The organism is Silvania hatchlandensis (genome assembly GCF_025564065.1).
GTDB lineage: Bacteria > Pseudomonadota > Gammaproteobacteria > Enterobacterales > Enterobacteriaceae > Enterobacter > Enterobacter hatchlandensis.
Genome location: NZ_JAMGZK010000039.1, coordinates 81054 through 104243 on the forward strand (window position 1 = coordinate 81054; position 23190 = coordinate 104243).

General features: G+C 59.5%; 25 protein-coding genes. 4 read left to right on the forward strand and 21 right to left on the reverse strand.

All coding sequences use genetic code 11. The features are described 5' to 3' along the window. Positions 1-5: 5 nt before the first annotated feature. The 4 genes from M8014_RS04365 to M8014_RS04380 all read right to left on the reverse strand — a co-directional run bounded on the left by M8014_RS04365 (position 6) and on the right by M8014_RS04380 (position 4309). Entirely contained in the window at positions 6-692 is a 687-nt protein-coding gene (locus tag M8014_RS04365; protein ID WP_271281321.1) for a D-lyxose/D-mannose isomerase, read from the reverse strand. A 130-nt stretch (positions 693-822) separates the two neighbouring features. Beyond that, positions 823-1764, reverse strand: a complete 942-nt coding sequence (locus M8014_RS04370) for an ABC transporter substrate-binding protein (protein ID WP_271281322.1) — start codon at positions 1762-1764, stop codon at positions 823-825. A 32-nt stretch (positions 1765-1796) separates the two neighbouring features. Next, positions 1797-2792: an ABC transporter permease subunit gene (locus tag M8014_RS04375; RefSeq protein ID WP_271281323.1), complete on the reverse strand. Its 996-nt coding sequence runs from the start codon at positions 2790-2792 to the stop codon at positions 1797-1799. After that, on the reverse strand, positions 2789-4309 hold the full coding sequence (locus tag M8014_RS04380; RefSeq protein WP_271281324.1) for a sugar ABC transporter ATP-binding protein: 1521 nt from the start codon (positions 4307-4309) through the stop codon (positions 2789-2791). Before M8014_RS04380 ends, M8014_RS04375 begins: the two co-directional genes overlap by 4 nt. 134 nt (positions 4310-4443) lie before the next feature. Between M8014_RS04380 and M8014_RS04385 the strand changes: the two genes are divergently transcribed. Together M8014_RS04385 and yjdP are read left to right on the forward strand one after the other, a co-directional pair. Then, positions 4444-6726, forward strand: a complete 2283-nt coding sequence (locus M8014_RS04385) for an ATP-binding protein (RefSeq protein WP_271281325.1) — start codon at positions 4444-4446, stop codon at positions 6724-6726. 70 nt (positions 6727-6796) lie between these two features. Next, positions 6797-7114, forward strand: coding sequence for a DDRRRQL repeat protein YjdP (gene yjdP, locus M8014_RS04390; protein WP_271281326.1), 318 nt, complete (start codon positions 6797-6799; stop codon positions 7112-7114). On the opposite strand, the gene M8014_RS04395 is transcribed toward yjdP, so the two are convergent. The 17 genes from M8014_RS04395 to M8014_RS04475 form a co-directional block, all read right to left on the reverse strand. Next, a complete protein-coding gene (locus tag M8014_RS04395) occupies positions 7111-7572 on the reverse strand; it encodes an inner membrane protein CbrB (protein ID WP_271281327.1) in 462 nt (153 codons plus the stop codon). The two genes, yjdP and M8014_RS04395, sit on opposite strands and share 4 nt — an antisense overlap. Before the next feature lie 72 nt (positions 7573-7644). Further along, positions 7645-8403 carry a phosphonate metabolism protein PhnP gene (phnP, locus tag M8014_RS04400; RefSeq protein WP_271281328.1) on the reverse strand — a complete coding sequence of 253 codons (759 nt, stop codon included), beginning with the start codon at positions 8401-8403 and terminating at the stop codon, positions 7645-7647. 9 nt (positions 8404-8412) lie between these two features. Then, positions 8413-8847: an aminoalkylphosphonate N-acetyltransferase gene (phnO, locus tag M8014_RS04405; RefSeq protein ID WP_271281329.1), complete on the reverse strand. Its 435-nt coding sequence runs from the start codon at positions 8845-8847 to the stop codon at positions 8413-8415. Continuing rightward, positions 8840-9391, reverse strand: a complete 552-nt coding sequence (gene phnN, locus M8014_RS04410) for a ribose 1,5-bisphosphokinase (protein WP_271281361.1) — start codon at positions 9389-9391, stop codon at positions 8840-8842. The genes phnO and phnN overlap by 8 nt, the downstream gene beginning before the upstream one ends. Further along, a complete protein-coding gene (gene phnM, locus M8014_RS04415; RefSeq protein ID WP_271281330.1) occupies positions 9388-10524 on the reverse strand; it encodes an alpha-D-ribose 1-methylphosphonate 5-triphosphate diphosphatase in 1137 nt (378 codons plus the stop codon). The genes phnN and phnM overlap by 4 nt, the downstream gene beginning before the upstream one ends. Beyond that, a complete protein-coding gene (phnL, locus tag M8014_RS04420) occupies positions 10521-11201 on the reverse strand; it encodes a phosphonate C-P lyase system protein PhnL (RefSeq protein ID WP_271281331.1) in 681 nt (226 codons plus the stop codon). Before phnL ends, phnM begins: the two co-directional genes overlap by 4 nt. Before the next feature lie 9 nt (positions 11202-11210). Next, entirely contained in the window at positions 11211-11966 is a 756-nt protein-coding gene (gene phnK, locus M8014_RS04425; RefSeq protein ID WP_271281332.1) for a phosphonate C-P lyase system protein PhnK, read from the reverse strand. After that, positions 11963-12808: an alpha-D-ribose 1-methylphosphonate 5-phosphate C-P-lyase PhnJ gene (gene phnJ, locus M8014_RS04430; RefSeq protein WP_271281333.1), complete on the reverse strand. Its 846-nt coding sequence runs from the start codon at positions 12806-12808 to the stop codon at positions 11963-11965. Before phnJ ends, phnK begins: the two co-directional genes overlap by 4 nt. Further along, positions 12801-13865 (reverse strand): carbon-phosphorus lyase complex subunit, encoded by a 1065-nt coding sequence (locus M8014_RS04435; RefSeq protein WP_271281334.1) that lies wholly within the window; start codon positions 13863-13865, stop codon positions 12801-12803. The genes phnJ and M8014_RS04435 overlap by 8 nt, the downstream gene beginning before the upstream one ends. Then, on the reverse strand, positions 13865-14449 hold the full coding sequence (gene phnH, locus M8014_RS04440; protein ID WP_271281335.1) for a phosphonate C-P lyase system protein PhnH: 585 nt from the start codon (positions 14447-14449) through the stop codon (positions 13865-13867). The genes M8014_RS04435 and phnH overlap by 1 nt, the downstream gene beginning before the upstream one ends. Further along, entirely contained in the window at positions 14446-14898 is a 453-nt protein-coding gene (gene phnG / locus M8014_RS04445; RefSeq protein WP_271281336.1) for a phosphonate C-P lyase system protein PhnG, read from the reverse strand. The genes phnH and phnG overlap by 4 nt, the downstream gene beginning before the upstream one ends. Continuing rightward, a complete protein-coding gene (gene phnF / locus M8014_RS04450; protein WP_271281337.1) occupies positions 14899-15624 on the reverse strand; it encodes a phosphonate metabolism transcriptional regulator PhnF in 726 nt (241 codons plus the stop codon). It abuts the gene before it with no gap. A 20-nt stretch (positions 15625-15644) separates the two neighbouring features. Continuing rightward, positions 15645-16424, reverse strand: coding sequence for a phosphonate ABC transporter, permease protein PhnE (gene phnE, locus M8014_RS04455; RefSeq protein ID WP_271281338.1), 780 nt, complete (start codon positions 16422-16424; stop codon positions 15645-15647). Between the two features lie 111 nt (positions 16425-16535). After that, complete coding sequence (phnD, locus tag M8014_RS04460; RefSeq protein ID WP_271281339.1) at positions 16536-17552, reverse strand: phosphonate ABC transporter substrate-binding protein; 1017 nt, start codon at positions 17550-17552, stop codon at positions 16536-16538. A 24-nt stretch (positions 17553-17576) separates the two neighbouring features. Beyond that, the gene (phnC, locus tag M8014_RS04465; protein ID WP_271281340.1) at positions 17577-18365 is read right to left on the reverse strand and encodes a phosphonate ABC transporter ATP-binding protein; all 789 of its coding nucleotides are present in this window, start codon (positions 18363-18365) and stop codon (positions 17577-17579) included. Between the two features lie 134 nt (positions 18366-18499). Beyond that, positions 18500-18934, reverse strand: a complete 435-nt coding sequence (yjdN, locus tag M8014_RS04470; RefSeq protein WP_271281341.1) for a VOC family metalloprotein YjdN — start codon at positions 18932-18934, stop codon at positions 18500-18502. A gap of 87 nt (positions 18935-19021) precedes the next feature. Continuing rightward, entirely contained in the window at positions 19022-19357 is a 336-nt protein-coding gene (locus M8014_RS04475) for a zinc ribbon domain-containing protein YjdM (protein WP_271281342.1), read from the reverse strand. A gap of 572 nt (positions 19358-19929) precedes the next feature. Here M8014_RS04475 and crfC point away from each other — a divergent pair. Both crfC and M8014_RS04485 read left to right on the forward strand, forming a co-directional pair. Further along, positions 19930-22284, forward strand: coding sequence for a clamp-binding protein CrfC (gene crfC / locus M8014_RS04480; RefSeq protein WP_271281343.1), 2355 nt, complete (start codon positions 19930-19932; stop codon positions 22282-22284). Then, complete coding sequence (locus M8014_RS04485; protein ID WP_271281344.1) at positions 22281-23159, forward strand: diguanylate cyclase regulator RdcB family protein; 879 nt, start codon at positions 22281-22283, stop codon at positions 23157-23159. Before crfC ends, M8014_RS04485 begins: the two co-directional genes overlap by 4 nt. The last annotated feature ends 31 nt before the right edge of the window (positions 23160-23190 follow it).

The window sequence follows — 23190 nt, forward strand, 5'->3', positions numbered from 1 at the left end:
ACTCCTTAAGGGCGAAACAGGCTGTACTCGTTGCACAGCACCAGCACGGCAGGTTCGTCTTCTTCAATGGGGTTAAAGCGGGCGGTTGGCTGCAAAAAGTGGTTGTCGTGCTCGTCGTCATTCACCGAGGAAACTTCTCCCACCAGCACGTCGCCAAAGCCGCTTTCGCCCCAGAATGTGTGATACAGCCCGGGCGGCAGGCAGATGCTCTCTCCCGGCAGCAGGCGTATCTGGCTGCCCGCAATGTGCGTCTGGCGACAGCCGTCGAGGGTCACTGTGACATCGCCCTCGATCTTCTCTTCGTGCGCCCCGGCGTTCCACAGCTCGATAATCAAATTGCCGCCGCCGCGATTGATGATGTCCTCACGCTTGCGCCAGTGAAAGTGCAGCGGCGTGACCTGCCCGTCGCGCACGTGCATGATCTTTTCGGCGTAGCTTTTTTCCCAGGGTACGCCGTTGGGCGAACCGTTGCGCAAGGTAAAAAGGGTTAAGCCTTCGGCGGAGAAGTTATCCCCACCGAACGCGGTCACATCCCAGCCGAGCTTGAGGTCAAACACTTCACGCCAGGCGTCAGGATCCAGCTGCCGCCAGCGGGTCGGGGGGAAGCTGGCAAAGGGCGGTAAATGCACGTCGTGCATGGAGAAAAACTGGCGCGTGTGGCCGAGGATTTCGTTAATGTCGGAGCGTTTCATAGTGACTCCTTAAGTGATGTGCAAATATTACCCCTCACCCTAACCCTCTCCCCAAAGGGGAGAGGGAACCTGAACACCCTCTCCCCTTTGGGGAGAGGGCCGGGGTGAGGGGGAACAGGCCGCACAAGGCTTATTTCACCGTCCAGCCCTTATAATTCCCGACGTTGCTCTTATCGATCATCGTCACCGGGATCAGCACGGGCTCTTTCGGCGCTGGCTTGCCCTGCAGAATGCCGTAGCCAATCTCCACCGCTTTGGACGCCATTACCTGCGGATCCTGGGCTGGGGTGGCGATAAACAGCGAGTTCTCGCGCTTCAGCGCCTCTTCCGCATCCGGGGATCCATCCACGCCAACGATAAAGAATTCGCTACGCTGGGCCTGCTTCGCTGCCAGATCGGCCCCGATCGCCGTCGGATCGTTTATCGCAAATACCCCGTCGATCTTCGGATTGGCAGCCAGCAGGGAAGTCATCACTTCCAGCCCGCCTTCGCGGCTGCCTTTGGCGTTTTGATTATAGGACAGCACCTTGATATCCGGATGGCGCTTGAATTCGGTCTGGCAACCTTCCACCCGGTTTTGCACCGCAGACACCGGAGGACCGTTGATAATCACCACGTTGCCTTTGCCTTTCAGGCGGTCGGTAATGAGTTTACAGGCCAGTTCACCCGCCTGGGTGTTGTTGGAGGTGATGGTGGCATCGGCTCCTTCGGCCGCCACGTCAACCGCGATCACCACGATCCCGGCGTCTTTCGCCCGCTTCACCGCCGGACCGATCCCTTTCGAGTCAGCGGCATTAAGAATGATCATATCGACTTTGGCGGCGATAAAGTTATCAATCTGCGACACCTGCTGGCCGAGATCGTACCCGCTGGAGACCAGGGTCACTTTCACGTTATCACCCGCCAGCTTGCGGGCTTCCAGCTCGGCCCCTTTCGTTATCTGCACGAAGAACGGGTTCGCCAGATCGCCCACCGTCACGCCGATAGATTTCAGATCTTTGGCCTGCACAAACGGCGCGGAGGCAAGCAGTGCGCCAGCACACAGCGCGGTAACAAGAGGTTTTAATCGCATGCTTTTATTCCTCGTTCTGTAGGGTATTGTTGTTATGCACTTTGATGATGTCGGGTACGGTATTTGTCTATCAGCACTGCAATGATGATCACCGCCCCTTTGATCACCAGTTGCCAGAAGTAAGAGACGCCCATCAGCGTCATGCCGTTATTGAGGGTGGCGATGATCAGCGCCCCGACCAGCGTGCCGGTGATCGTGCCGATCCCGCCGACAAAGCTGGTGCCGCCGAGGATCACCGCCGCGATCGCATCCAGCTCGTAGCCGGTGCCTAAGTTGCCGTTGGCGCTGTACAGCCTGGACGCGCTCATCACCCCGCCAAGACCCGACAGCAGACCGCTCATGCCATACACAAACAGCAGCACCAGCCACACTTTGATGCCCGTCAGGCGCGCCGCCTGCATGTTGCCGCCCACCGCGTAAATATGGACCCCCAGCGTGGTACGACGCAGGATAAACCAGCAGATGGCGATCACCGCCAGCGCAATCACCACCAGCCACGGCACTGGCCCAAGGTAGTTATTGCCGATCCACTCAAAGCCGATACTGGAGTTAATCACCGTGGTGCCATCCGCCAGCAGATACGCCGCGCCGCGCAGGGCCGTATAGGTGCCGAGCGTGACAATAAACGGCGGCAGTCCGGCAAAGGCCACCAGCGCCCCGTTGATGGTTCCCAGCGCCAGCCCGAGCATCAGCGCCGCCGGGACTGACAGCATCGACAGCTCCGGCATCAGCGACACCACCATTGCCGCCACCGCGGTGGTGCCCAGAATCGAGCCGACCGACAGGTCGATCCCGCCGGTCAAAATAATGAAAGTCATCCCCGCCGCCAGTACGATATTGATCGACGCCTGGCGGGTGATGTTCAGCAGGTTGCTTTCAGTGAAGAAGTTGGGCGCAATAAAGCCAAATACCGCGACAATCAGGATCAAAATCGGCAGGATGCCGACCGTTTGCATCAGATCGCCCATCAGCATCTTTTTGGCAGAAGCGGATTTGGCTTCCTGCTGCGGATTGGTTGAGTGAGTCATGGTGTTACCGCCTGGTGATGAGAGTCGTTAACGCCGGTTGCCAGCGTCATGATGTTTTCCTGGGAGATGTCGTTTCGGTGCAGCTCCCCGGCGATGCTACCTTCGCGCATCACATACACGCGATCGCTCATGCCGACCACTTCCGGCAGTTCGCTGGAGATCATCAGGATCGCCACCCCTTTGCGCGCCATCTGGTTCATGATCCGGTAGATCTCGCTTTTGGCACCGACATCCACACCGCGCGTCGGCTCATCGAGGATCAGAATGCGCGGGCCAATCGCCACCCAGCGTGAGATCAGCAGCTTTTGCTGATTGCCGCCGGACAGCCCGCCCGCGCGCACCTGGGCATGGGGTACGCGGATGTTCAGCAGGGCAATGGCGTCATCAGAAATTGACTGCGCCTTCTTGCGATTCAGCATCCCCCAGTTGGCGTCGCGCTCCAGCGTCGCCATGGTGATGTTGTCCTGCGCCGCCAGTTCCAGAAACAGCCCCTGCTCCTTGCGGTTCTCGGTTAAAAAGCCGATCCCGTGGTCGATGGCGGCGCGCGGGGAGTGGATCACCACCGGCTCGCCGTCCACCTCAATCATGCCGCCGGTGGCTTTGCGCACGCCAAAAATCAGCTGTGCCAGCTCGGATCGCCCGGCACCCACCAGCCCGGCCAGGCCGACGATTTCGCCCGAGCGCACCTGCAGGCTGCACGGCTGAACTTTGCCGCCGTCGGTCAGGTGATGCACATTGAGACGCGGACTGCCGAGGGGGATGTCGCGCTCTTTGTTAAACAGATCGCTTAAGGGTCGGCCGACCATCATGCGTACCAGTTCGGTGGCGTTGAGCTTGTCGCGGGTCAGGCTGCCGACGTACTGGCCGTCGCGCAGCACGCTGACCCGGTCGGAGAGTTCATACACTTCCGCCATACGGTGGCTGATATAGATGATCGCCATCCCTTCGTCGCGCAGGCGCAAAATCAGTTCGAACAGGCGCTGGGTTTCACGCGACGACAGGGCGGCGGTGGGTTCATCCATCACCAGAATGCGGCTGTTACGGTGCAGGGCGCGGGCGATTTCCACCTGCTGCTGCTCGGCAATGGTCAGCTTCATCACCAGGTCGGTGGCCTTGAAGTGCGCCCCCAGCCGGTCGATCACCGCCTGCGCCTGCGCCGCCATGGTTTTGCGCTGCACCAGTCCGCCGCGCGACAGCTCGCTGCCCAAAAAGATGTTTTCCGCCACCGTGAGGTTCGGGGCCAGCTGCATCTCCTGGTAGATCAGGGTAATGCCCGCTGCAAGGGCATCTTTCGGCCCCTTGATGTGGAACGGCTGGCCGTCAATCAGGATCTCGCCACCGCTGGCGGTATACGCCCCGGCGAGAATTTTCATCAGCGTGCTTTTTCCGGCACCGTTTTCGCCCATCAGGGCATGGATCTCGCCGGGGAAGACCGTCAGATCCACACCCTTGAGCGCGTGGAAGTTGCCAAAGGTTTTGGCAATATTGCGCATCTCTAAAACCGGGGTCCTGCTCATGGCGGATCTCCTGTGAAGGTCGATATCCGCACTTCATCACAGCCTGATAAATGCAAAATGTCAGAAGTCGTTCATATTTGTCATAGTTATGAATAGTTAACGGGCGTCACAATTTTCCCCGTCATGGAGCCAACATGCCTTCACGCCGTCCCCCCTTTTTCGCCAGCGCCCGCGGGCGCCTGCTGATTTTCAATCTGCTGGTGGTGGCGGTAACGCTGATGGTCAGCGGCGTGGCAGTGCTGGGCTTTCGTCATGCCAGTCACATTCAGGAGCAGGTCCAGCGCCAGACGCTGGACGACATGACCGGCAGCATGAACCTGGCGCGCGAAACCGCCAACGTGGCGACGGCGGCGGTGCGCCTGTCGCAGGTGGTGGGGGCGCTGGAATATAAAGGGGAAGCCGAGCGGCTAAAACAGACCCAGACCGCACTGCGCGGTGCGCTGGAACAGCTTGCCGATGCTCCGCTGGCGCAGCAGGAACCGGCACTGGTGGCGCGGATTATCCAGCGCAGCAATGAGTTACAGCAAAGCGTGACCGGCATGCTGGAACGCGGGCAGCGGCGTCATCAGGAACGCAACGCGCTGCTCAGCTCTCTCTACCAGAACCAGAGCTATCTCCGCCATCTGCAGGACATTAACCACCGCTACGCCAGCAATGTGCCGGACGCGGGGCTGCTCAGCGAGATGGATCGGCTGATAGCGGCCGCCATCGAAACCCCTTCACCGCGTGCGACCATTCAGCAGCTGGATACGATAACGGCGATGATCCCCCGGCAGGCCACCCAGCCGGTGGTGAACTTCGTGCTGCCCGATTTCAACGCCGAACTGAACAAGCTCGGCCCGCTTTCCCGGCAGCTGGAAGAGAGCGATCTGGCGATCGGCTGGTATATGTTCCATATCAAGGCGCTGGTGGCGATCTTAAACACGGATATCAATCAGTACGTGGAGCAGGTCGCCGAGGCCTCGCAGCTGCGCACCGCCCAGAGCCATCAGGAGCTGCGCTCAATCAGCGTCTTTATCTCGGTGTTTGCCGTCCTGGCGCTGATCATTACCGCCTGTGCCTGCTGGTATATCTACCGCAATCTGGGCTCCAACCTGACGGCGATCTCCCGGGCGATGTCGCGGCTGGCCCACGGCGAACAGGATGTGTCGGTGCCTGCGCTGCAGCGGCGGGATGAGCTGGGCGAACTGGCGCGGGCGTTTAACGTCTTTGCCCGCAATACCGCCTCGCTGGAGCACACCACCCGATTGTTGAAAGAGAAGACCTCGCAGATGGAGATCGATCGCCTTGAGCGGCAGGGGCTGGAAGAGGCGCTGCTGCACAGCCAGAAGATGAAGGCCGTTGGGCAGCTGACCGGCGGACTGGCGCACGATTTTAACAACCTGCTGGCGGTGATCATCGGCAGCCTGGAACTGGTAAACCCGGATTCGCCGGACGCGCCGCGTATCAGCCGGGCGCTGAAAGCCGCCGAGCGCGGGGCGCTGCTGACCCAGCGCCTGCTGGCGTTCTCGCGCAAACAGTCCCTCAACCCGCATGCGGTGGAGATGAAGCCGCTGCTGGAAAACCTCGGGGAGCTGATGTGCCATTCGCTGCCCTCAACGCTCATCCTCGAGATCGAAGCACAAACCCCGGCGTGGTCCGCGTGGATTGACGTCGGTCAGCTGGAAAACGCCATTATCAACCTGGTGATGAATGCCCGCGACGCAATGGACGGACAAAACGGTGCGATCAGAATTCGCACCTGGAATCAGCGGGTGACCCGCAGCGATGGCCGCAGGCAGGATATGGTGGCGCTGGAGGTGATCGACCACGGATGTGGCATGTCGCAGGCGATCAAGTCCCAGGTCTTCGAACCCTTCTTTACTACCAAGCAGACCGGCAGCGGCAGCGGGCTGGGGCTGTCGATGGTGTACGGCTTTGTGCGCCAGTCCGGCGGGCGGGTCGAGATTGAAAGCGCGCCAGGTCAAGGCACCACCGTGCGCCTGCATCTGCCCCGCTCGACGCTGCAGGCGCTTCCTCAGCCGGAAGCGCTGGCCACGGCCACCGCGCCGCAAAGCGATCGGCTGGTGCTGGTGCTGGACGATCAATCCGACGTCCGGCAAACCCTGTGCGAGCAGCTCCACCAGCTGGGTTACCTGACGCTGGAGGCCGAAACCGGTGAGCAGGCGCTGCAGATGCTGGCGGCATCGACGGATATCGAAATATTTATCAGCGACCTGATGCTACCCGGCAGCCTGAGTGGCGCAGAGGTGATCCAGCATGTCCGCCAGCACTTCCCGCATCTTCCGGTGCTGCTGATGAGCGGTCAGGATCTCCGCCCGGCGCACAACCCACAGCTGCCGGAGGTGGAGCGGCTGCGCAAGCCGTTTACCCGGACGCAGCTGGCGCAGGCGCTGCGTAATGCGGCCAGAATTTGAGATTCCTCCGCTACTTCCTTTTGTCACACTTTATTAACCTGAAGCCAGCCCACCCTGTGAGACTGGCTTTATGAAATCGACATCCCTTCCTCTGTTTTTTGTGCTGCTGACACTTATCAACCCGCTGGCGCAGGCCGATCTTATTGACGACGCGGTGGGCAATATCCAGCAGGCGATCAATGACGCCTATAAGCCGGACAATAGCCGCAGCGATGATGACGATCGCTATGACGCGCGGCGCAATAGCGACAGTCGGCAATATAACGATCGTCGCAAACAGCTTGAAGACCGACGTCAGCGTTTAGATGAGCGCCAGCGCCAGCTGGATGACGATCGACGTCGGCTGGAAGATGACGAGCGCCAGTTAGAGAATGATTACGATCGCTAGCGGTCGGGCCCCTGGGTTATAACGGCATACGTTTGTGTCGTCTCGCCACGAAAGGGCAGAGACGGCACAATCCACCCCATCATCATTCCGGCCATTAAGCCAGGTCCGACCGACATCCAGATAAATGCTTCATCCATCGCGCTGATAAAAACCAGCCAGACAATTGACGCGATGGCTGCCCCAATCGCACCGCAAATGAGCACTCTCTGCCAGACACACGCGTAAATCCGCGGCGGGAGACAGGCCATTGCAATACCGGTCAGTAATGCAGGAACACCGCCGATAACCCATGTTAATACGATGAAAATGGGCAAAATACTGAGTATCTCCAGCAGGAACTGGCCAGGTGTGAGGGTAGTGCTTTGCATTTCCTTTGCGAGGGTGACCAGCCCCCCAATATGTGGCCCCAACAAAGCAAACCAGCAGGCGTGATGGATGATGCGGCGTGTTTTCGTCATGTAATGTCCCTCCAGGGTATTGATTCTGAAGGGGAGGATAATCAGCGTAAGTGAAGAGACGGTGAAGTGATGTTAATCCAGCACCAGCACCATGCCGTCGTACCCCGCTTCAATTCCCTCCGGCAGCGAGTTGTTCATCATCCACACGTCGAACTGATGGCTGATGTGGGTCAGGATCACCTGCGGGCAGCCAATCACCTCATTCAGTGCGATGACGGTATTGAGATCGCAATGGTTACGCGGGATTTCTTCGCGCGGTTCGTGGCTGCAATCAATCACGATGACCTGCGGCTGATTATTGAGTAAAAACTTCAGCGTTTTTTCCGGCAGTCCGGCGGTATCAGAGAGCCACGCTACCCGGCTGTGGGCGCTTTCCAGTAAATAGCCATACGTCAGCTTCGAGTGGTTCAGCGGCAGCGGCGTGACCCGCAGGCCCTGCAGCTCAAACACCACAAAGGGCGCCAGCGTATGGCTAAAATCCAGGATCCCCGGGTGTTTAAACAGGTCGTCACAACCCGCGTCGTCCGGCGGGCCGTACACCGGGATCGTCGCCCCCACGCCCCAGCGCAGCGGGAACAGGCCCTGGACGTGATCCATATGGTAGTGGGTGAGTAAAATCTGCTGAAAACTGCCCGCCGGCCAGTCGTCCATCAGGTGCGGGATCCCCGCGTCCAGCAGGGTCACCGCATCGTTGAATTTGACCACCGCGCTGCAGGGGCGACGGCGATACGCCTCCTGCAACCGCGCCCGACGGCAGGCCGGGCAGTCGCAGCCAAAGGCGGGCACCAGCTGTGCGCCGCCGGTGCCGGTCAGGGTGAGGGTCAGACTCATGGCACCGCCTTACAGAGGTTTGGTGAAGCGGAAGTGGCTCTGCGCATAGCCTTCGCGCAGATAAAAGCGGTGCGCATCATGGCGCTTCACGCTGGTGGACAGTTCCGTCATCTCCGCCCCGGCCTGGCGGGCTTCGTGTTCTGCCCAGGCCAGCAGCTGGCTGCCGACCTTCAACCCGCGCGCCTGGGGCATCACCACCAGCTCCTGGATCTCGCCGATCCAGTTGGCGTGATGCAGGTGGAACTGCATATGCAGGCCGATCATGCCGACAATATGCCCGTCCTGCTCGGCCAGCTGATAGCGCATATTGTGATCCTGCAGATTGGCGGCGAACCCGGCGTGAAACGCCGACCGGTCCAGCTCCGCCTGTTTGAGCTCGCAAATCAGGCCGTACACGGCCTCAACGTCCTCAGGGGTAGCCGGACGCAACGCACACTCAGGCATGGTTTTTCTCCTTCTGATGAATGAGTGAAAGCAGGTTGTCGACTGACTGTAGCAAACTTCCGTCGTTATCCAGTACCGGACACTGAGACGGCGTATAGCGGGCCGCGCGTTCCAGCCGCTGGTCGATCTCTTTGGCGTTCTCCCGGCCGCGGCTTTGCAGTCGGCTACGCAGGATATCCGGTGAAACCTGCAGGCAGACCGGCAGCAGCGCCTTCGCGTAGCGCGCCTGCGCCTGGGGCAGATGCGCGCGCGAACCGTTGACGACGACGTCGAATCCGGCGTGCAGCCACAGGTCAATCTCCAGGCCCACGCCATAATAATAGCCGTTGGCGTGCCAGCTCAGGGCAAACAGCTGCTGCCCGGCGCGGGTAAAAAACTCCGGCTCGCTCAGGGCGATATGGTTTTCGCTGCCCGCATTGGCGGCGCGCGTAATGTAGCGGTGCGCCACCAGCAGCTGCGGGTGTGACTGCTGGCGCAAGGCCGCCAGCAGGCTGTCTTTTCCAGAGCCGGACGGCCCCATCAACCAGATAAGTCTTCCCATCAGAACACCCGTTTTCCCTGACGCCAGACGTGGTCAATATGAATGTGCTCACCTTTGCGATGCGCCAGCACCAGGTCAGCCCGTTTACCTTCTGCGATGACCCCGCGATCCTGGAGATCGAGCGCCTGCGCCGGGTTGCTGGTTACCAGCCGGATCGCCTGCGGCAGCGTAAAGCTGTTGCCCTCGTCGTCGGCGACGCGGAACGCCGCATCCAGCAGGCTGGCCGGGTAGTAATCGGAGGAGAGAATATCCAGCAGGCCGAGGGTCGCCAGCGTGCTTGCCGCCACGTTGCCGGAATGCGATCCGCCGCGCACGATGTTCGGGGCGCCCATCAGCACGTTCATCCCGTGCTGGCGCGAGGCTTCTGCCGCCTCGAAGGTGGTGGGGAATTCGGCGATGACGCTGCCCAGCTGCTGGGATTCACGTACATGATCCGCAGTGGCGTCGTCGTGGCTGGCGAGGGCGATATGTCGTTCCCGGCAGATTGCCGCAATGGCCTGGCGGTTGGGCTGCGACCAGCGCGCCGCCAGTGCCAGTTGCTCCTCTTCGTAACGCGCCATCTGCTCGTCATTGAGGGAATATTTGCCCTGATAATATTCGCGGTACTTGTCGATATTGGCGAACTGTCGCTGGCCCGGGGAGTGATCCATCAGCGACACCAGGGTCACCGGCTCGCGGCCCACCAGCTTCTCGAACAGCGGCAGCGTAGTGTGATGCGGCAGCTCGCAGCGCAGATGCAGGCGGTGCTCTGCGCGGTTGAGGCCGCGCTTCTGCGTCTCTTCCACGGCGTTGATCATCTTCTCCAGATTCTCCAGCCGGTCGCCGCCGTCGCGCACGTCGCCAATCGCCACCGCATCCAGCACGGTGGTGATCCCGCTGGCGACCATCATCGCGTCGTGGCTGCTCATCGCCGAATGGGCAGGCCAGTCGACCTTCGGGCGCGGGGTAAAGAACTTGTCCATGTTGTCAGTGTGCAGCTCAATCAGCCCCGGCAGCAGCCAGCCGCCTTCGCCGTCCATCGCCTCTGGCAGGCGGCTGTGGGTTTCGGCAAAGGCGCGAATAACGCCGTCCTGAATATCAATCGAACCGTCGACGACGTCGTTTTCCAGCACCAGCTTTACGTTATTAATGATCATGCGGTGATCCCCATCGGGTGCAGACGATCCGCCACGCGATCGCGCACGGCGTCGTCGTGGAAGATCCCGACGATCGCTGCACCCCGCGCTTTGGCTTCTTCGAGCAGTGCGATAACCGCCGCGCTGTTTTTGCCATCCAGCGAGGCGGTCGGTTCATCGAGCAGTAAAATCGGATAGTCGACGATAAAGCCGCGGGCGATGTTCACCCGCTGCTGCTCACCGCCGGAAAAAGTGGAAGGGGCGAGGTGCCACAGGCGCTCCGGTACGTTCAGGCGGGTCAGCAGGCTGGCGGCTTTGGCGGCGCAGACCTCGCGCGGCACGCCCAGATCCAGCAGCGGCTGCATCACCACGTCCAGGGCGCTGATGCGCGGGATCACCCGCAAAAACTGGCTTACCCAGCCGATGGTTGTGCGCCTGACGTCGCGCACCTTGCGTGCCGGGGCCTGCACCAGGTCCACCCATTCGTCGCCGTGACGAATATGAATGTGGCCTTCATCTGGCAAATAGTTGGCGTACAGCGAGCGCAGCAGGGTTGATTTACCGCTGCCGGAATGGCCGTGCAGCACCACGCATTCGCCAGGTGCCACATGCAGAGAAGCATCTTTCAGCACCGGCAGGCGCACGCCGTTTTGCTGGTGCAGGACAAAGGTTTTACTGACGTTTTCTACGCGGATCATGTTGACCTCTTAGTTTTGCAAAACCGATGACACCAGCAGCTGGGTGTACGGATGGTGCGGGTCGTCGAGTACCCGGTCGGTTAATCCACTTTCCACCACCTGGCCGTTCTTCATCACCAGCAGGCGGTCGGCCAGCAGGCGGGCAACGCCCAGATCGTGGGTGACAATCACCACCGCGAGGTTCAGCTCCACCACCAGCCCGCGGAGCAGATCCAGCAGGCGCGCCTGCACCGACACATCCAGCCCGCCGGTGGGTTCGTCCATAAATACCAGCTGCGGATGGGTGACCAGGTTGCGGGCAATCTGCAGACGCTGCTGCATGCCGCCGGAGAAGGTGGTCGGCAGGTCGTCGATACGCGAGGCGGGAATTTCAACCTCTTCAAGCCACTTCTGTGCGGTGGCGCGGATGTCGCCGTAGTGGCGTGCCCCGGTGGCCATCAGCCGCTCGCCGATATTGCCCCCCGCCGACACCTGGCGGCGCAGGCCGTCCATCGGATGCTGATGCACCACGCCCCACTCGGTGCGCAGCAGGCGGCGGCGCTCGGCTTCGCTCATCCCGTACAGGGAGTGATCCTGATACAGGATCTCGCCATTTTGCGGCGCCAGACGGGCGGAAATCGACTTTAACAGGGTGGTTTTGCCGGAGCCGGACTCGCCGACAATCCCCAGCACTTCGCCCGGCCACAGGTCGAAGGAGACGTCGCTAAAGCCTTTGCCCGGCGCGTAAAGGTGGGTCAGGTTGTTGACCGAAAGCAGCGGTTTCATTGGCTGTTCGCCTCGCTCTGTTGGCGGCAAAAATCGGTGTCGGAGCAGACAAACATCCGTTTGCCCGTATCGTCCAGCACCACTTCATCGAGATAGCTGTGTTTTGAGCCGCAAATCGCGCACGGCTCGTCCCACTCCTGCACCGTAAACGGGTGGTCGTCGAAGTCGAGGCTCTCGACGCGGGTAAACGGCGGCACGGCGTAAATGCGTTTTTCGCGCCCGGCACCAAACAGCTGCAGGGCAGGCATCATGTCCATCTTCGGGTTATCGAACTTCGGGATCGGCGACGGGTCCATCACATAACGCCCGTTAACTTTCACTGGGTAGGCGTAGGTGGTGGCGATATGGCCGAAGCGGGCGATATCTTCATACAGTTTCACCTGCATCACGCCGTACTCCTCCAGCGCGTGCATGGTGCGGGTTTCGGTCTCGCGCGGCTCGATAAAGCGCAGCGGCTCCGGGATCGGCACCTGGAAAATCAAAATCTGATCTTCCGTCAGCGGCGTCTCCGGGATGCGATGCCGGGTCTGGATCAGCGTCGCATCTTCGGTTTTCTCGGTAGTGTTGACCCCGGTGACGCGCTCAAAGAACTGGCGGATCGACACCGCGTTGGTGGTGTCGTCTGCGCCCTGGTCGATGACTTTCAGCACGTCAGACCCGCCAATCACGCTGGCGGTGATCTGGATCCCGCCGGTACCCCAGCCGTAAGGCATTGGCATCTCGCGGCCACCGAACGGCACCTGATAGCCGGGGATGGCCACCGCTTTTAAAATGGCGCGGCGGATCATGCGTTTGGTTTGCTCATCCAGATAGGCAAAGTTGTAGCCGCTGAGATTAGCCATGGTTGTGCTCCCGTTGCAGACGTTTCAGCAGTTCAAGTTCGGCCTGGAAATCGACGTAATGCGGCAGTTTGAGGTGCGAGACAAACCCGGCGGCCTCGACGTTATCCGCGTGGGCCAGCACAAACTCTTCGTCCTGCGCCGGGCCAGCCACCGTCTCATCGTAGTCCGGGGCCTGTAGCGCCCGGTCCACCAGCGCCATCGCCATCGCCTTGCGCTCGCCCATCCCGAACACCAGCCCGTAGCCGCGGGTGAAATGGGGGGCGTCATCCTGAGGGGTGACGAAGCCGTTGACCATTTCGCACTCGGTCATCAGCAGTTCGCCGACGTTGACCGCAAAACCCAGCTCTTCCGGCACGATAGAGACATTGACATGGCCGCTGCGGATCTCTCCGGCGAACGGGTGGTTGCGCCCGTAACCGCGTTGCGTGGAATAGGCCAGCGCCAGCAGATAGCCTTCGTCGCCGCGCATCAGCTGCTGCAGGCGTGAGGCGCGCGAGCACGGATACACCGGCGGGGTGCGGGTGATGTCGTCAGGCTCGCTGCCGTTATCCTCTTCTGCCTTTGCCAGGCTCTGGTTCGCCAGCAGGCTAAAGACGTGTAGGGTGGTATCCTGCGGGGCATCGGCGGTTTTCAGGGTTGGCGCTTCACCATTCGCCAGCAGGGTGAAATCGAGCAGGCGATGGGTGTAGTCGTAGGTCGGACCGAGTAGCTGACCGCCGGGTATGTCTTTGTAGACGGCGGAAATCCGCCGCTCCAGGCGCATGTCGGCGGTATTTAGCGGCTCGCTGACCGCCAGCTTTGCCAGCGTGGTGCGGTAGGCGCGCAGCAGGAAGATGGCTTCGATGTTATCGCCGCTGGCCTGCTTGAGCGCCAGCGCAGCCAGCTCGCGGTCGGCGATGCCGCCTTCGGTCATCACCCGGTCCACGGCCAGGTTTAACTGCTGCTCAATCTGGGCCACGCCCAGCTCGGGAAGCTGGTCATCACCCCGGCGTCTGTGTTCCTGCAGCGCGTGGGCGGCGGCTATCGCCTTCTCGCCCCCTTTAACGGCAACGTACATCAGCACACCTCCACGTGGGTGGTTCGCGGAATAGCCAGCAGGCGTTCGCCGCAGGTCAGGATCAGGTCAATACCGAGCGGGAACGGGTGCGGACGTTCGGTCAGCTCATGAATGATGCACTCCGGCAGCTGCGGGGCGACCATCCGCTCTTCGGCGATCCCGGCTCCGGTCAGGCGCAGCATGCGGCCGCCGCTGAGGCTTGCGACCTGCAAAATCAGGGTAGCGCTGGTCTCCGGGGCCACGGCGCTGCCTGCGCTGAGGGCGTTCAGCTGTTCGTGACCGATCTGCTCGTTTGCCACGGCGAAGACGGCCAGCTGGGGCTGATCCACCCGCGGGGCGCTGGTGTGAAAGCGCAGGTTGGTGCTGACCAGATCGTTATTCAGCGCGCCGGAGATCCACACCGGGGTGTCGTTATCCGCCAGGGTCAGCAGCACGCTGGTGGTGGCGAGGTTCAGCGGCTGCCAGCCGTGCTTAAGCTGATGCAGTGAGACGATGACGCCCGGTTCGCTCATCGCTTTCAGCAGACGGCGAAAACTGTGCTGGGCGTCCGGCACGGCGTGGGTAAAAGCGGGTTGAAGGGTCATGCGTTGTCTCCGCGAACGAGCGTAAAGAAGTCGACCCGACTGGCGTTAGTTTCGGCCTGGCGGGCGGCAATGCGCGCCTCGCGGTCGGCTTCCAGCGGGGTAATTAAGGTTTCCATCAGGGTCTGAAAATGGGCGGTTTCCTGCAGAAGGGCGTCAATAACGGCGCACTGCTCGGCATGGTGTTTATTGCGCCCAAGCTGGTAGCTGTAGCCGAGCGTGCCGCTGGCGAGGCGCACCACGGCGCGGGTGAGGGTGGCATCACCAGCAAAGTAGCGTGCGCCGGTGCCGCCCATCCGCGCCTGGATCTGCACCAGACCGGTTTCAGGGACGCGGATAAGCTCATAAGAGGGCGCCAGGTGCAGCGCCTTCATGCGTGCGGCAAGGGCGGCAGGCTGGCTGTGGGCCAGTACGGCCATCCAGCGCTGACGGGTGGAGGTGTCGAAGTGCATTCAGTGCTCCATCGTAAATTCAATCATGTCGGCGCGGGTCAGGCTGACGGAGTATTCCGTCGCGTTGATCTCGCCGTCACGGTGGTTAAGGGTGCGTACGCAGAGCAGGGGGGCCATGTTGGGGATCTCCAGCACTTTGCTCTCTTTGGCCTGTGCGCGGCGGGCGCTGATCCGCGTCTGGGTGCGCTTCAGGGCGATACCTGACACTTCAAACAGAAAGTCGTGTAGCGATCCGCTGGTGAAGTTTTGCAGCACTGGCCACAGCGTCAGCTCGGCGAAGTAGTGGTCGATCTGGCACAAGGCGATGCCGTTGACACGGCGCAGGGTGCGCAGGTGCACCACGTTGTCACCCTCCTGGATCCCCAGCGCATCGGCGACGTGGTGGGAGGCCGGGCGCAGCACCGAGAGCAGTTTTTCGCTGGTGGGATGGCTGCCCTGATCGAGCAGATTCTGGCTAAACCGCGCCTGGGCGTTGAGCGGGTAATCAAACGGGCGCATCAGCACCAGCACGCCAACCCCCTGACGGCGCTGCACCCAGCCGCGCTCCACCAGCTGGTCGATGGCGCGGCGCAGGGTGTGGCGGTTCACTTCGTAGCGGTCGGCAAGCTGTTGTTCAGCAGGTAAGTAGTCGCCGCAGCGGTAGTGGGCGCGGAGTTCCACTTCGAGCTTTGCCGCAATCTCTTGCCAGCGGGTAGGGTAACTGGTCGGATGTCTGGATAAGTGCATATCGATCAATGCCTCGCTTATCAGATGAAGTGCTTACGCAGTCGTTGTGAGAGGAAATCCAGCAGGCTGACCGTCACGATGATAAGCACCATCAGGGCGCAGGTTTGCTGGAACTGGAAGCCGCGAATGGCTTCCCACAGGGTGACGCCAATCCCCCCTGCTCCCACCATCCCCACGACGGTGGCCGAGCGGACGTTGGATTCAAAACGGTACAAGGAGTAGGAGATCAGCAGCGGCATCACCTGCGGCAGGACGCCGTAAATAATTTCTTCGAGCTTGTTGGCCCCGGTAGCGCGAATGCCTTCGACCGGGCCGGGTTCAATGGCTTCGACCGCTTCGGAGAGCAGTTTGGAGAGCACGCCGGTGGTGTGAATAAACAGCGCCAGTACCCCGGCGAACGGCCCCAGACCGACGGCGACCACGAACAGCATCGCAAAGACCATTTCGTTGATGGCGCGACAGGCATCCATCAGGCGACGCACCGGCTGGTAGATCCACCAGGGCACGATGTTGTCGGCGCTCATCAGGCCAAACGGAATCGAGAGAACGACTGCCAGCGCGGTACCCCAGACGGCGATTTGCAGGGTGATGGCCATTTCGCCGAGGTAGTCCTGCCACTGGCTAAAGTCCGGCGGGAAGAAGTCGGCGGCAAAGGTCGCCATGTTGCCCGCATCGGTGTAAAGGGTGAGCGGGTTCATCTCCGCGCCCTTCCACGAGATAACAAGCACCGCCAGCAGTACGGCCCAGCTGATGAGCGAGAACCAGCTGCGTTTTGGCGGTGGGAGGGTGATGGTTTGCATTATAACTCCGTTGGTTTATGTCCCCTCACCCCGGCCCTCTCCCCAAAGGGGCGAGGGGGAAAAGGTCCCCTCTCCCCTATGGGGAGAGGGTTAGGGTGAGGGGTAGAAGCGTTACTGCACCACTTTATTCACGCTGGTCATGGCGCCCAGCGCGGCGGTCAGGCGGTCGAGATCGTCCAGCTGCGCCTGGATGGCAGAGACTTTGCTGGTCTTCTCTTCCTCCTTCAGGCCTTTGTTATCCTTCACGCCCTGGATCTGCTTGAACAGCGCCAGCTGGCGAATTGGCACCAGCTGCAGGTCGCTGGAGGCGCGGAACGGTGCCCAGCCCAGACGTTCCAGCACGGTTTTCTCTTCGGCCGTTTTGCCGTAGTTCATAAAGAAGTCGTACACCTTGTCCTTGGTGCTCTCGGAGAGGTTTTTACGCCATACAATCGGGTCACCTGGGATCAGCGGCGATTTCCAGATCACCTTCAGCTCTTTCAGCTTGTCCGGGGCAGACGTCTTCAGTTTGTCGAGGTTTTCGGTGTTGTTGGTGGCAACGTCCACCTGCTTATTGGCAACGGCCAGGGCGTTGGTTTCATGCCCGGCGTTGACCGTGCGCTTGAATTCGTTAGGGGTGATGTTGTTTTTGGCGAAGACGTAATAGCCCGGCACCAGGAAGCCCGAGGTGGAGTTCGGGTCGCCGTTGCCAAAGGTCAGGTCTTTACGTTTGGCGAGCAGGTCGTTGAGGTTGTTGATCGGGCTGTCTTTGTTGACGATCAGCACGCTCCAGTAGCCTGGCGAGCCGTCTGCGGCAACGGTTTGGGCAAATACCTGGCCGTTGGCGCGGTCCACTGCTTCCATGGCGGAAAGGTTGCCGTACCAGGCGATATCGACTTTGTTAAAGCGCATCCCCTGGATAATGCCCGCGTAATCCGGGGCGAAGAAGGCGTTTACTTTGATGCCCAGTTTGCTTTCCATATCTTTCAGGAACGGTTCCCACTGGGGTTTCAGGTTCTGCTGTGATTCTGTCGAAATAATGCCAAAGTTCAGTGCCTTTTCCTGCTCCTGCGCGAAAGCGGGGCTGACCAGGGTACTGATGCTGAACATGCTGGTAAACGCCAGCGCGGCAACGGCCTTATAACTCATGTCGGGTCCTCAGGTCGGGAAGGTTTAAGCAGCCTGCGCGTTCTCTTCGACGCGGTTGATGCTGCGATAGAGATGGTCAAAGCGTTCGTTATCAAATGCCTGGCTTGCGCCGTCGTAAAACACATGTCCCTGACGCAGCGCGACGATGCGCTCGCAGTAGCGCAGGGCGTAATCCACCTGATGCAGCGTCACCACCACGGTGATGCCGTCGTTCTGGTTAATGTCGCGCAAAGTTTCCATCACGATGCGGGCGGATTCCGGGTCGAGTGAGGCAATCGGCTCATCGGCCAGAATGATTTTGGCTTTCTGCATCAGCGCGCGGGCGATGGCGACACGCTGCTGCTGGCCGCCAGATAGCGTCGAAACGCGCTGGTGGGCGAAGTGCACCATCCCGACGCGGGTCAGGGCCTGTAGCGCCTGCTGTTTTTGTTCGGCTGAGAACCAGCGTAAGCAGGTGCGCCAGAAGGGGGTACTGCCGAGGGCGCCGATCAGCACGTTGTCCAGCACCGTCAGGCGATTCACCAGGTTGAACTGCTGGAAGATGTAGCCGGTTTGCGCGCGGCTTTTGCGAATGTCACTCGCCAGGCGGCCCGCACGCTGCACGGTATTGCCCAGTAGCTCAATGTGGCTCTCTGGCGTTTTATCGCCGATGATCAAGCCGCTCAGATGGCGCAGTAGGGTCGATTTTCCTGAACCGGAAGGCCCCAGCAGTGCCACCATTTCGCCCTGCCGGACCGCCAGATCCACGGCATGGAGCGCCTTGTTATGTGCAAAGGTTTTGCTCAGTTTCTCGACGCGGATGACAGTTTGCATAGTGAGGCCTCGATTCAAATGTGGCCTCATGCTGGCGGATCAATGTGACATTTAGGTTAAGTCTCTGTTGCGGGAGTTTGAAGAGTTGGCGTGAAAGCGATGACAGGCGAGAGCAGCCGCTCCCGCCGTCAGGATTACGGCTGTTTAACGACGTTGATCATCCAGGGCACGCCGTATTGATCGGTCACTTTGCCGAACCCGTGCGCCCAGAAAGTCTCCTGCCAGGCCATCTCGACTGTGCCGCTGGCCGCCAGGCTGTCAAACCAGCGCATGCCTTCGGCCACGTCCTGGGTATCGAGCACCAGCGTAAATCCCGAATAGCGGGCATTGCCGCTGAGCGTACCGTCACTCATCATGATATCGCTGCCGGCGATGCGCAGGTTGGCGTGGGCGATGGCGGTGTCAGGGAACTGCATGCCGGAGGGGCAACCTTCATCACTGCTTTGCCCGTCTTTGGGCATCTCGCCGAAGGTCATTTGATAGAGGAGTTCTGCACCGAGCGACTGCTGGTAGAAGGCCATCGCCTCTGTGCAGTTACCGGCAAAAGAGATGTAAGGACTTAATGGCATAATCTTTACCTCAGGTAAGAGAAGCCCATTAAGTTTAGTTGGCATAGGCCCGGTGAGCGAAGCGCAGCCGGGCGTATACCAGGATTATTAGTTCTTTTTGACGAACTCGGATTTGAGTTTCATTGGACCAAAACCGTCGATTTTGCAGTCGATGTTGTGATCGCCTTCGACCAGACGGATCCCTTTCACTTTGGTGCCAATCTTCAGCATCGACGAGCTGCCTTTAACCTTCAGGTCTTTGACCACAGTAACGTTGTCGCCGTCTGCCAGCAAATTGCCGTTGGCGTCTTTCACGATTAACACATCGCTATCTTGCGCGGGTTCTGCGTTATTCCATTCGTGGGCGCATTCCGGGCAGATGAACATGCCATTGTCTTCGTAAGTGTATTCAGAACTGCATTTTGGACAGTGTGGTAATTGCATGGTGTTCTCCTCAAAATAGTGCGAACCGGCGGCAATATGGCCCGCCAAAAATCGACAGATTGTCGAAAAAGGCGGCAAGTATAGCGCATGTCCTTACTGTTGTCGGTGATATTGTTTTTTATCCGCTGCTAAAAAAAGTGTTACCGGTGACATCACCTGTCGGCGACCTGAGGTCAGATACCCCATAGAAACAGCGGTCATTAAAAGCGAGAATATTTTATTGCGGCAAATTGATACGCCGGGGCATTTCGGATAAGGTGAAGACTCTTAAGATTTTTATTGCACTTGTCTGACCTGCTACGTTCTGTCTGGCAGGATGGATCCCCCCCATTTTGGGTGGGTAATAATGATTTAACCTGAATTTCCCAGAAATTGGTCTACGCTCTTATTCTTTCGGTTTCCCTGACCGAAGGAACGCGTGCTAACGGCTTACGCTATTAAGAATATATTTTGTCTGCGATCCGGGAATTATATTTCATTAAACATCTTTGCCGCACGTAATCATAAAAACCGAGCCTTCATTCTTAAAACAATTCGGTTAAATAAAATTTGTGTTAAGGGAACCTTTTGTTATGCACACACAGACAATATTTGAATTAAGCCAGGAAGCTGAGCGGCTACTCCAGCTCTCTTTACAGAATCTTGAGGCGCTGAGCGCGATGCCTGCAGCAATGCTGGAGAGCACAACTGCAGCCATGAGCGGCGAAGTAAGCAATATTATTCCTTTGCATTTCAATGCCCGCGGCCTGGAAGCCCAGCAGTCAATGCTGAACAACGAGCTGCGTAAAATTACCCGTCTGGAGATGGTGCTGGCGATCGTCGGCACCATGAAGGCCGGGAAGTCGACCACCATTAACGCGATTGTTGGGACCGAAGTGTTGCCGAACCGCAACCGCCCGATGACCGCGCTGCCGACGCTGATTCGCCATACCCCCGGACAAAAGGAGCCGGTGCTGCATTTTTCGCACGTTGCACCGATCGATACATTAATAAGGCAGATGCAAAAGAAGCTCGCTAATTACGATCGTGGCAAGCTGGCGCAGCAGCTGGAAATTGATAAAGACATGAATGCGCTGCTTGGGCGCATTGAATCCGGCGAAGCGTTTGAAAAGCATTATCTTGGTGCTGAACCTATTTTTATCTGTTTAAAAAATTTAAATGATTTAGTGCGCCTTTCTCAGGTGGTGGGTGCTGACTTCCCTTTTGCTGCCTATGCGGCGATTGAAAATATTCCCGTTATTGAGGTGGAATTTGTCCATCTGGCCGGTCTCGATACTCATCTTGGGCAATTAACGTTGCTTGATACCCCCGGCCCCAATGAAGCCGGGCAGCCGCACCTGCAAAAAATGCTGACCGAGCAGCTCTCCCGCGCGTCGGCGGTGCTGGCGGTGATGGATTATACCCAACTGAAGTCGATTTCTGATGCTGAGGTACGTCAGGCCATTTCTGCCGTCGGCAAGTCGGTGCCGCTGTACGCGCTGGTGAATAAGTTCGATCAGAAAGACCGCAACAGCGATGACGAAGAGCAGGTGCGGGCGATGATCTCTGGCACGCTGATGAAGGGGCATATTTCCCCCGGGCAAATCTTTCCGGTGTCATCGATGTGGGGCTATCTGGCGAACCGCGCGCGTCACGAACTGGCGCTCTACGGCAAGCTGCCCAATCCGCAGGCGCAGCGCTGGGTGCAGGATTTTGCCGAAGCCGCACTGGGGCGCCGCTGGCGGACGGCCGATCTGGATGATATTGAACACGTTCGTCATTCTGCCGATCTGCTGTGGGAAGACTCCCTTTTCGAACAGCCGATCCGCAAACTGATCTACGCCGCCTACGCCAACGCCTCGCTGTATGCTCTGCGCTCTGCGTCGCATAAGCTCCTTAACTATGCCCAAAATGCCCGCGAGTATCTTGATTTTCGCTATCAGGGACTGACCATTGCCTTCGACGAGCTGCAGCGCAATATTACGCGGCTGGAAGAGGACATGGCGCTACTGCACAACCGGCAGGAGGTGGTCAGCGATGAGGTGAGGCATGAGGTGGAAGAGGCGCTGGAGGCGACGGAGATCTTTATCGCCACCCAGCAGAACGAGATCCTGTGCGCGATCGCCCCTATTTTCAGTCGGGAGAATATCCTCGATCTGGCGGGTCATGATGCCGCAAGCGTGCGCGCCGATGAACAGACCGCGCCGGAACAGCTGGTGCTGGACGACGAAGGGCAGGCGCAGATCCTGCTGAGTAAAATCCACTCCTCGTGCGAGCTGATACTGTTCGATGCCCAGAACAAAATTGCCCGCGAGCTGGGGCTGCGCTTCGATCAGCTGGAGTCGACGCTGGCCCGCTCGCTGAATGACGCTATGCGCCCGATTGAGCTGCGCATCAAGGATGAGCTAAGCCACGCCGGTTTTCGTGCGCGGATCAGCTTCCCGGCTTTCCAGGCGAATCAGCTTAACTTTAATACCCGGGGGTTGTTCAACGACGCCATTGCCCCTGAGAGCCCAACCAGCGGCCGGGGGCAGGGCGTGGGCGGTGTGCGTGATACCGTCTCACGCTGGCTGAATAATCCAGGCTGGGGCTGGGACGATTATGTGGTGACGCGCACCCGGTACGTTATCAACGTGTCACAGCTGCACGAAAAATTTAAACGTCATATCGCGCATTTTTGTGAACAAATCCGTAAAGCTTTGGCCGCCCAGGTCGATGTCTCTGTTACAGCAGGCATGGCGACATTCTTTGCCGAATTCTCCTTATGTCTTGCAGGGTTACAGGAAAGCTTGCGTGATAGCCTCGCGGTGCGTCAGCAAAATGAGCATGCCACTCGTGCGCTCAGCCAGCTGTTGCAGCAGTGTATTACTACCGCGACGTGGATTCAGGAAGATACCCGACTGTTACGCGATGATATTCAAACGCTATTCGCGGCAGAGCAACCATGACAAAACAACTACTGGACGGTCCCGGGCGGACGCTGGAATGTATTCATCCTAAATTTATGGTCGACCTGGTTCAGGGCGGGGACGCGATGCGTCACGCCCCGCTGGCGTCGAAACAGCAGCAGTTTCGTGAACGTTTAAGCCAGGAGATCATGGCGCAGACGCAGCTTCGCCAGTGGGCGATGGGGGGAATGTTCAACGAAAATGCTGTGCTGCGGCTGGGACTGGCAGAGAAGCTGGCCGGGATGCTCGACCCCGGGCATCTTGCGCTGACCCGCATGACCCACACCTTAACCACGCTGAGCCAGCAGGCCAGACTGCGCAACCAACCGCCCATCGGCCTCGTACAGCAGTACGACATTCTCTCCTCACATTTTCATCAGCGCGCCGCCTTCAAAGAAAAAGCCCTCAGCCAGCGTGGCTTAACGGTGCAGGCGGGCGAGCACAGCGAACAGATTTTTACCCGCTGGCGCGCCGGGCACTACGACGGCTGGTCGCTTGCCGGGCGGGGCTATGTAGTGCTGGAGGAGCTGCGCTGGGGAGCATTTGGTGACGCCTGTCGGCTGGCGAATGCGGATGTCAGCGCGATGCTTAAAGACAATCTCCAAAGCATGGTGGCCAACTATCTGGCGCTGGGCATTAATGCCGCGCCGGCCACCCGCCATTTTTATCATCAGTGGCTGAACACGCCGAGTACCCCGGGCATTATCGACTATAAAGACATGCTGGGCTGGCTGGGAGACTGGTGCGATGGCGATCGCCATCCGGTGTGCTGGTCTGTGACGCAGAGCTGGCAGAATGTGGCGCTGGGTATGCCGAGACTCTGTTCGGCGACAAGGCTGGCAAAGGCGATGGTGGAAGAGGTGTTTGGCGAGTAGGTCAGGCAAGTTCACCCTCTCCCCGGCGGGA

Bases quoted from the DNA above. Each gene is read 5' to 3' on its own strand.
- M8014_RS04435 (WP_271281334.1), bottom strand. From the start codon at position 13,865: ATGTACGTTGCCGTTAAAGGGGGCGAGAAGGCGATAGCCGCCGCCCAC.
- phnO (WP_271281329.1), bottom strand. From the start codon at position 8,847: ATGCCTGAGTGTGCGTTGCGTCCGGCTACCCCTGAGGACGTTGAGGCC.
- phnK (WP_271281332.1), bottom strand. From the start codon at position 11,966: ATGAAACCGCTGCTTTCGGTCAACAACCTGACCCACCTTTACGCGCCG.
- phnC (WP_271281340.1), bottom strand. From the start codon at position 18,365: ATGCAAACTGTCATCCGCGTCGAGAAACTGAGCAAAACCTTTGCACAT.
- phnE (WP_271281338.1), bottom strand. From the start codon at position 16,424: ATGCAAACCATCACCCTCCCACCGCCAAAACGCAGCTGGTTCTCGCTC.
- yjdN (WP_271281341.1), bottom strand. From the start codon at position 18,934: ATGCCATTAAGTCCTTACATCTCTTTTGCCGGTAACTGCACAGAGGCG.
- M8014_RS04365 (WP_271281321.1), bottom strand. From the start codon at position 692: ATGAAACGCTCCGACATTAACGAAATCCTCGGCCACACGCGCCAGTTT.
- M8014_RS04395 (WP_271281327.1), bottom strand. From the start codon at position 7,572: ATGACGAAAACACGCCGCATCATCCATCACGCCTGCTGGTTTGCTTTG.
- M8014_RS04370 (WP_271281322.1), bottom strand. From the start codon at position 1,764: ATGCGATTAAAACCTCTTGTTACCGCGCTGTGTGCTGGCGCACTGCTT.
- M8014_RS04380 (WP_271281324.1), bottom strand. From the start codon at position 4,309: ATGAGCAGGACCCCGGTTTTAGAGATGCGCAATATTGCCAAAACCTTT.
- phnM (WP_271281330.1), bottom strand. From the start codon at position 10,524: ATGATCATTAATAACGTAAAGCTGGTGCTGGAAAACGACGTCGTCGAC.
- phnD (WP_271281339.1), bottom strand. From the start codon at position 17,552: ATGAGTTATAAGGCCGTTGCCGCGCTGGCGTTTACCAGCATGTTCAGC.
- M8014_RS04485 (WP_271281344.1), top strand. From the start codon at position 22,281: ATGACAAAACAACTACTGGACGGTCCCGGGCGGACGCTGGAATGTATT.
- phnG (WP_271281336.1), bottom strand. From the start codon at position 14,898: ATGCACTTCGACACCTCCACCCGTCAGCGCTGGATGGCCGTACTGGCC.
- phnF (WP_271281337.1), bottom strand. From the start codon at position 15,624: ATGCACTTATCCAGACATCCGACCAGTTACCCTACCCGCTGGCAAGAG.
- phnL (WP_271281331.1), bottom strand. From the start codon at position 11,201: ATGATCCGCGTAGAAAACGTCAGTAAAACCTTTGTCCTGCACCAGCAA.
- M8014_RS04375 (WP_271281323.1), bottom strand. From the start codon at position 2,792: ATGACTCACTCAACCAATCCGCAGCAGGAAGCCAAATCCGCTTCTGCC.
- crfC (WP_271281343.1), top strand. From the start codon at position 19,930: ATGCACACACAGACAATATTTGAATTAAGCCAGGAAGCTGAGCGGCTA.
- M8014_RS04385 (WP_271281325.1), top strand. From the start codon at position 4,444: ATGCCTTCACGCCGTCCCCCCTTTTTCGCCAGCGCCCGCGGGCGCCTG.
- phnP (WP_271281328.1), bottom strand. From the start codon at position 8,403: ATGAGTCTGACCCTCACCCTGACCGGCACCGGCGGCGCACAGCTGGTG.
- phnH (WP_271281335.1), bottom strand. From the start codon at position 14,449: ATGACCCTTCAACCCGCTTTTACCCACGCCGTGCCGGACGCCCAGCAC.
- yjdP (WP_271281326.1), top strand. From the start codon at position 6,797: ATGAAATCGACATCCCTTCCTCTGTTTTTTGTGCTGCTGACACTTATC.
- M8014_RS04475 (WP_271281342.1), bottom strand. From the start codon at position 19,357: ATGCAATTACCACACTGTCCAAAATGCAGTTCTGAATACACTTACGAA.
- phnJ (WP_271281333.1), bottom strand. From the start codon at position 12,808: ATGGCTAATCTCAGCGGCTACAACTTTGCCTATCTGGATGAGCAAACC.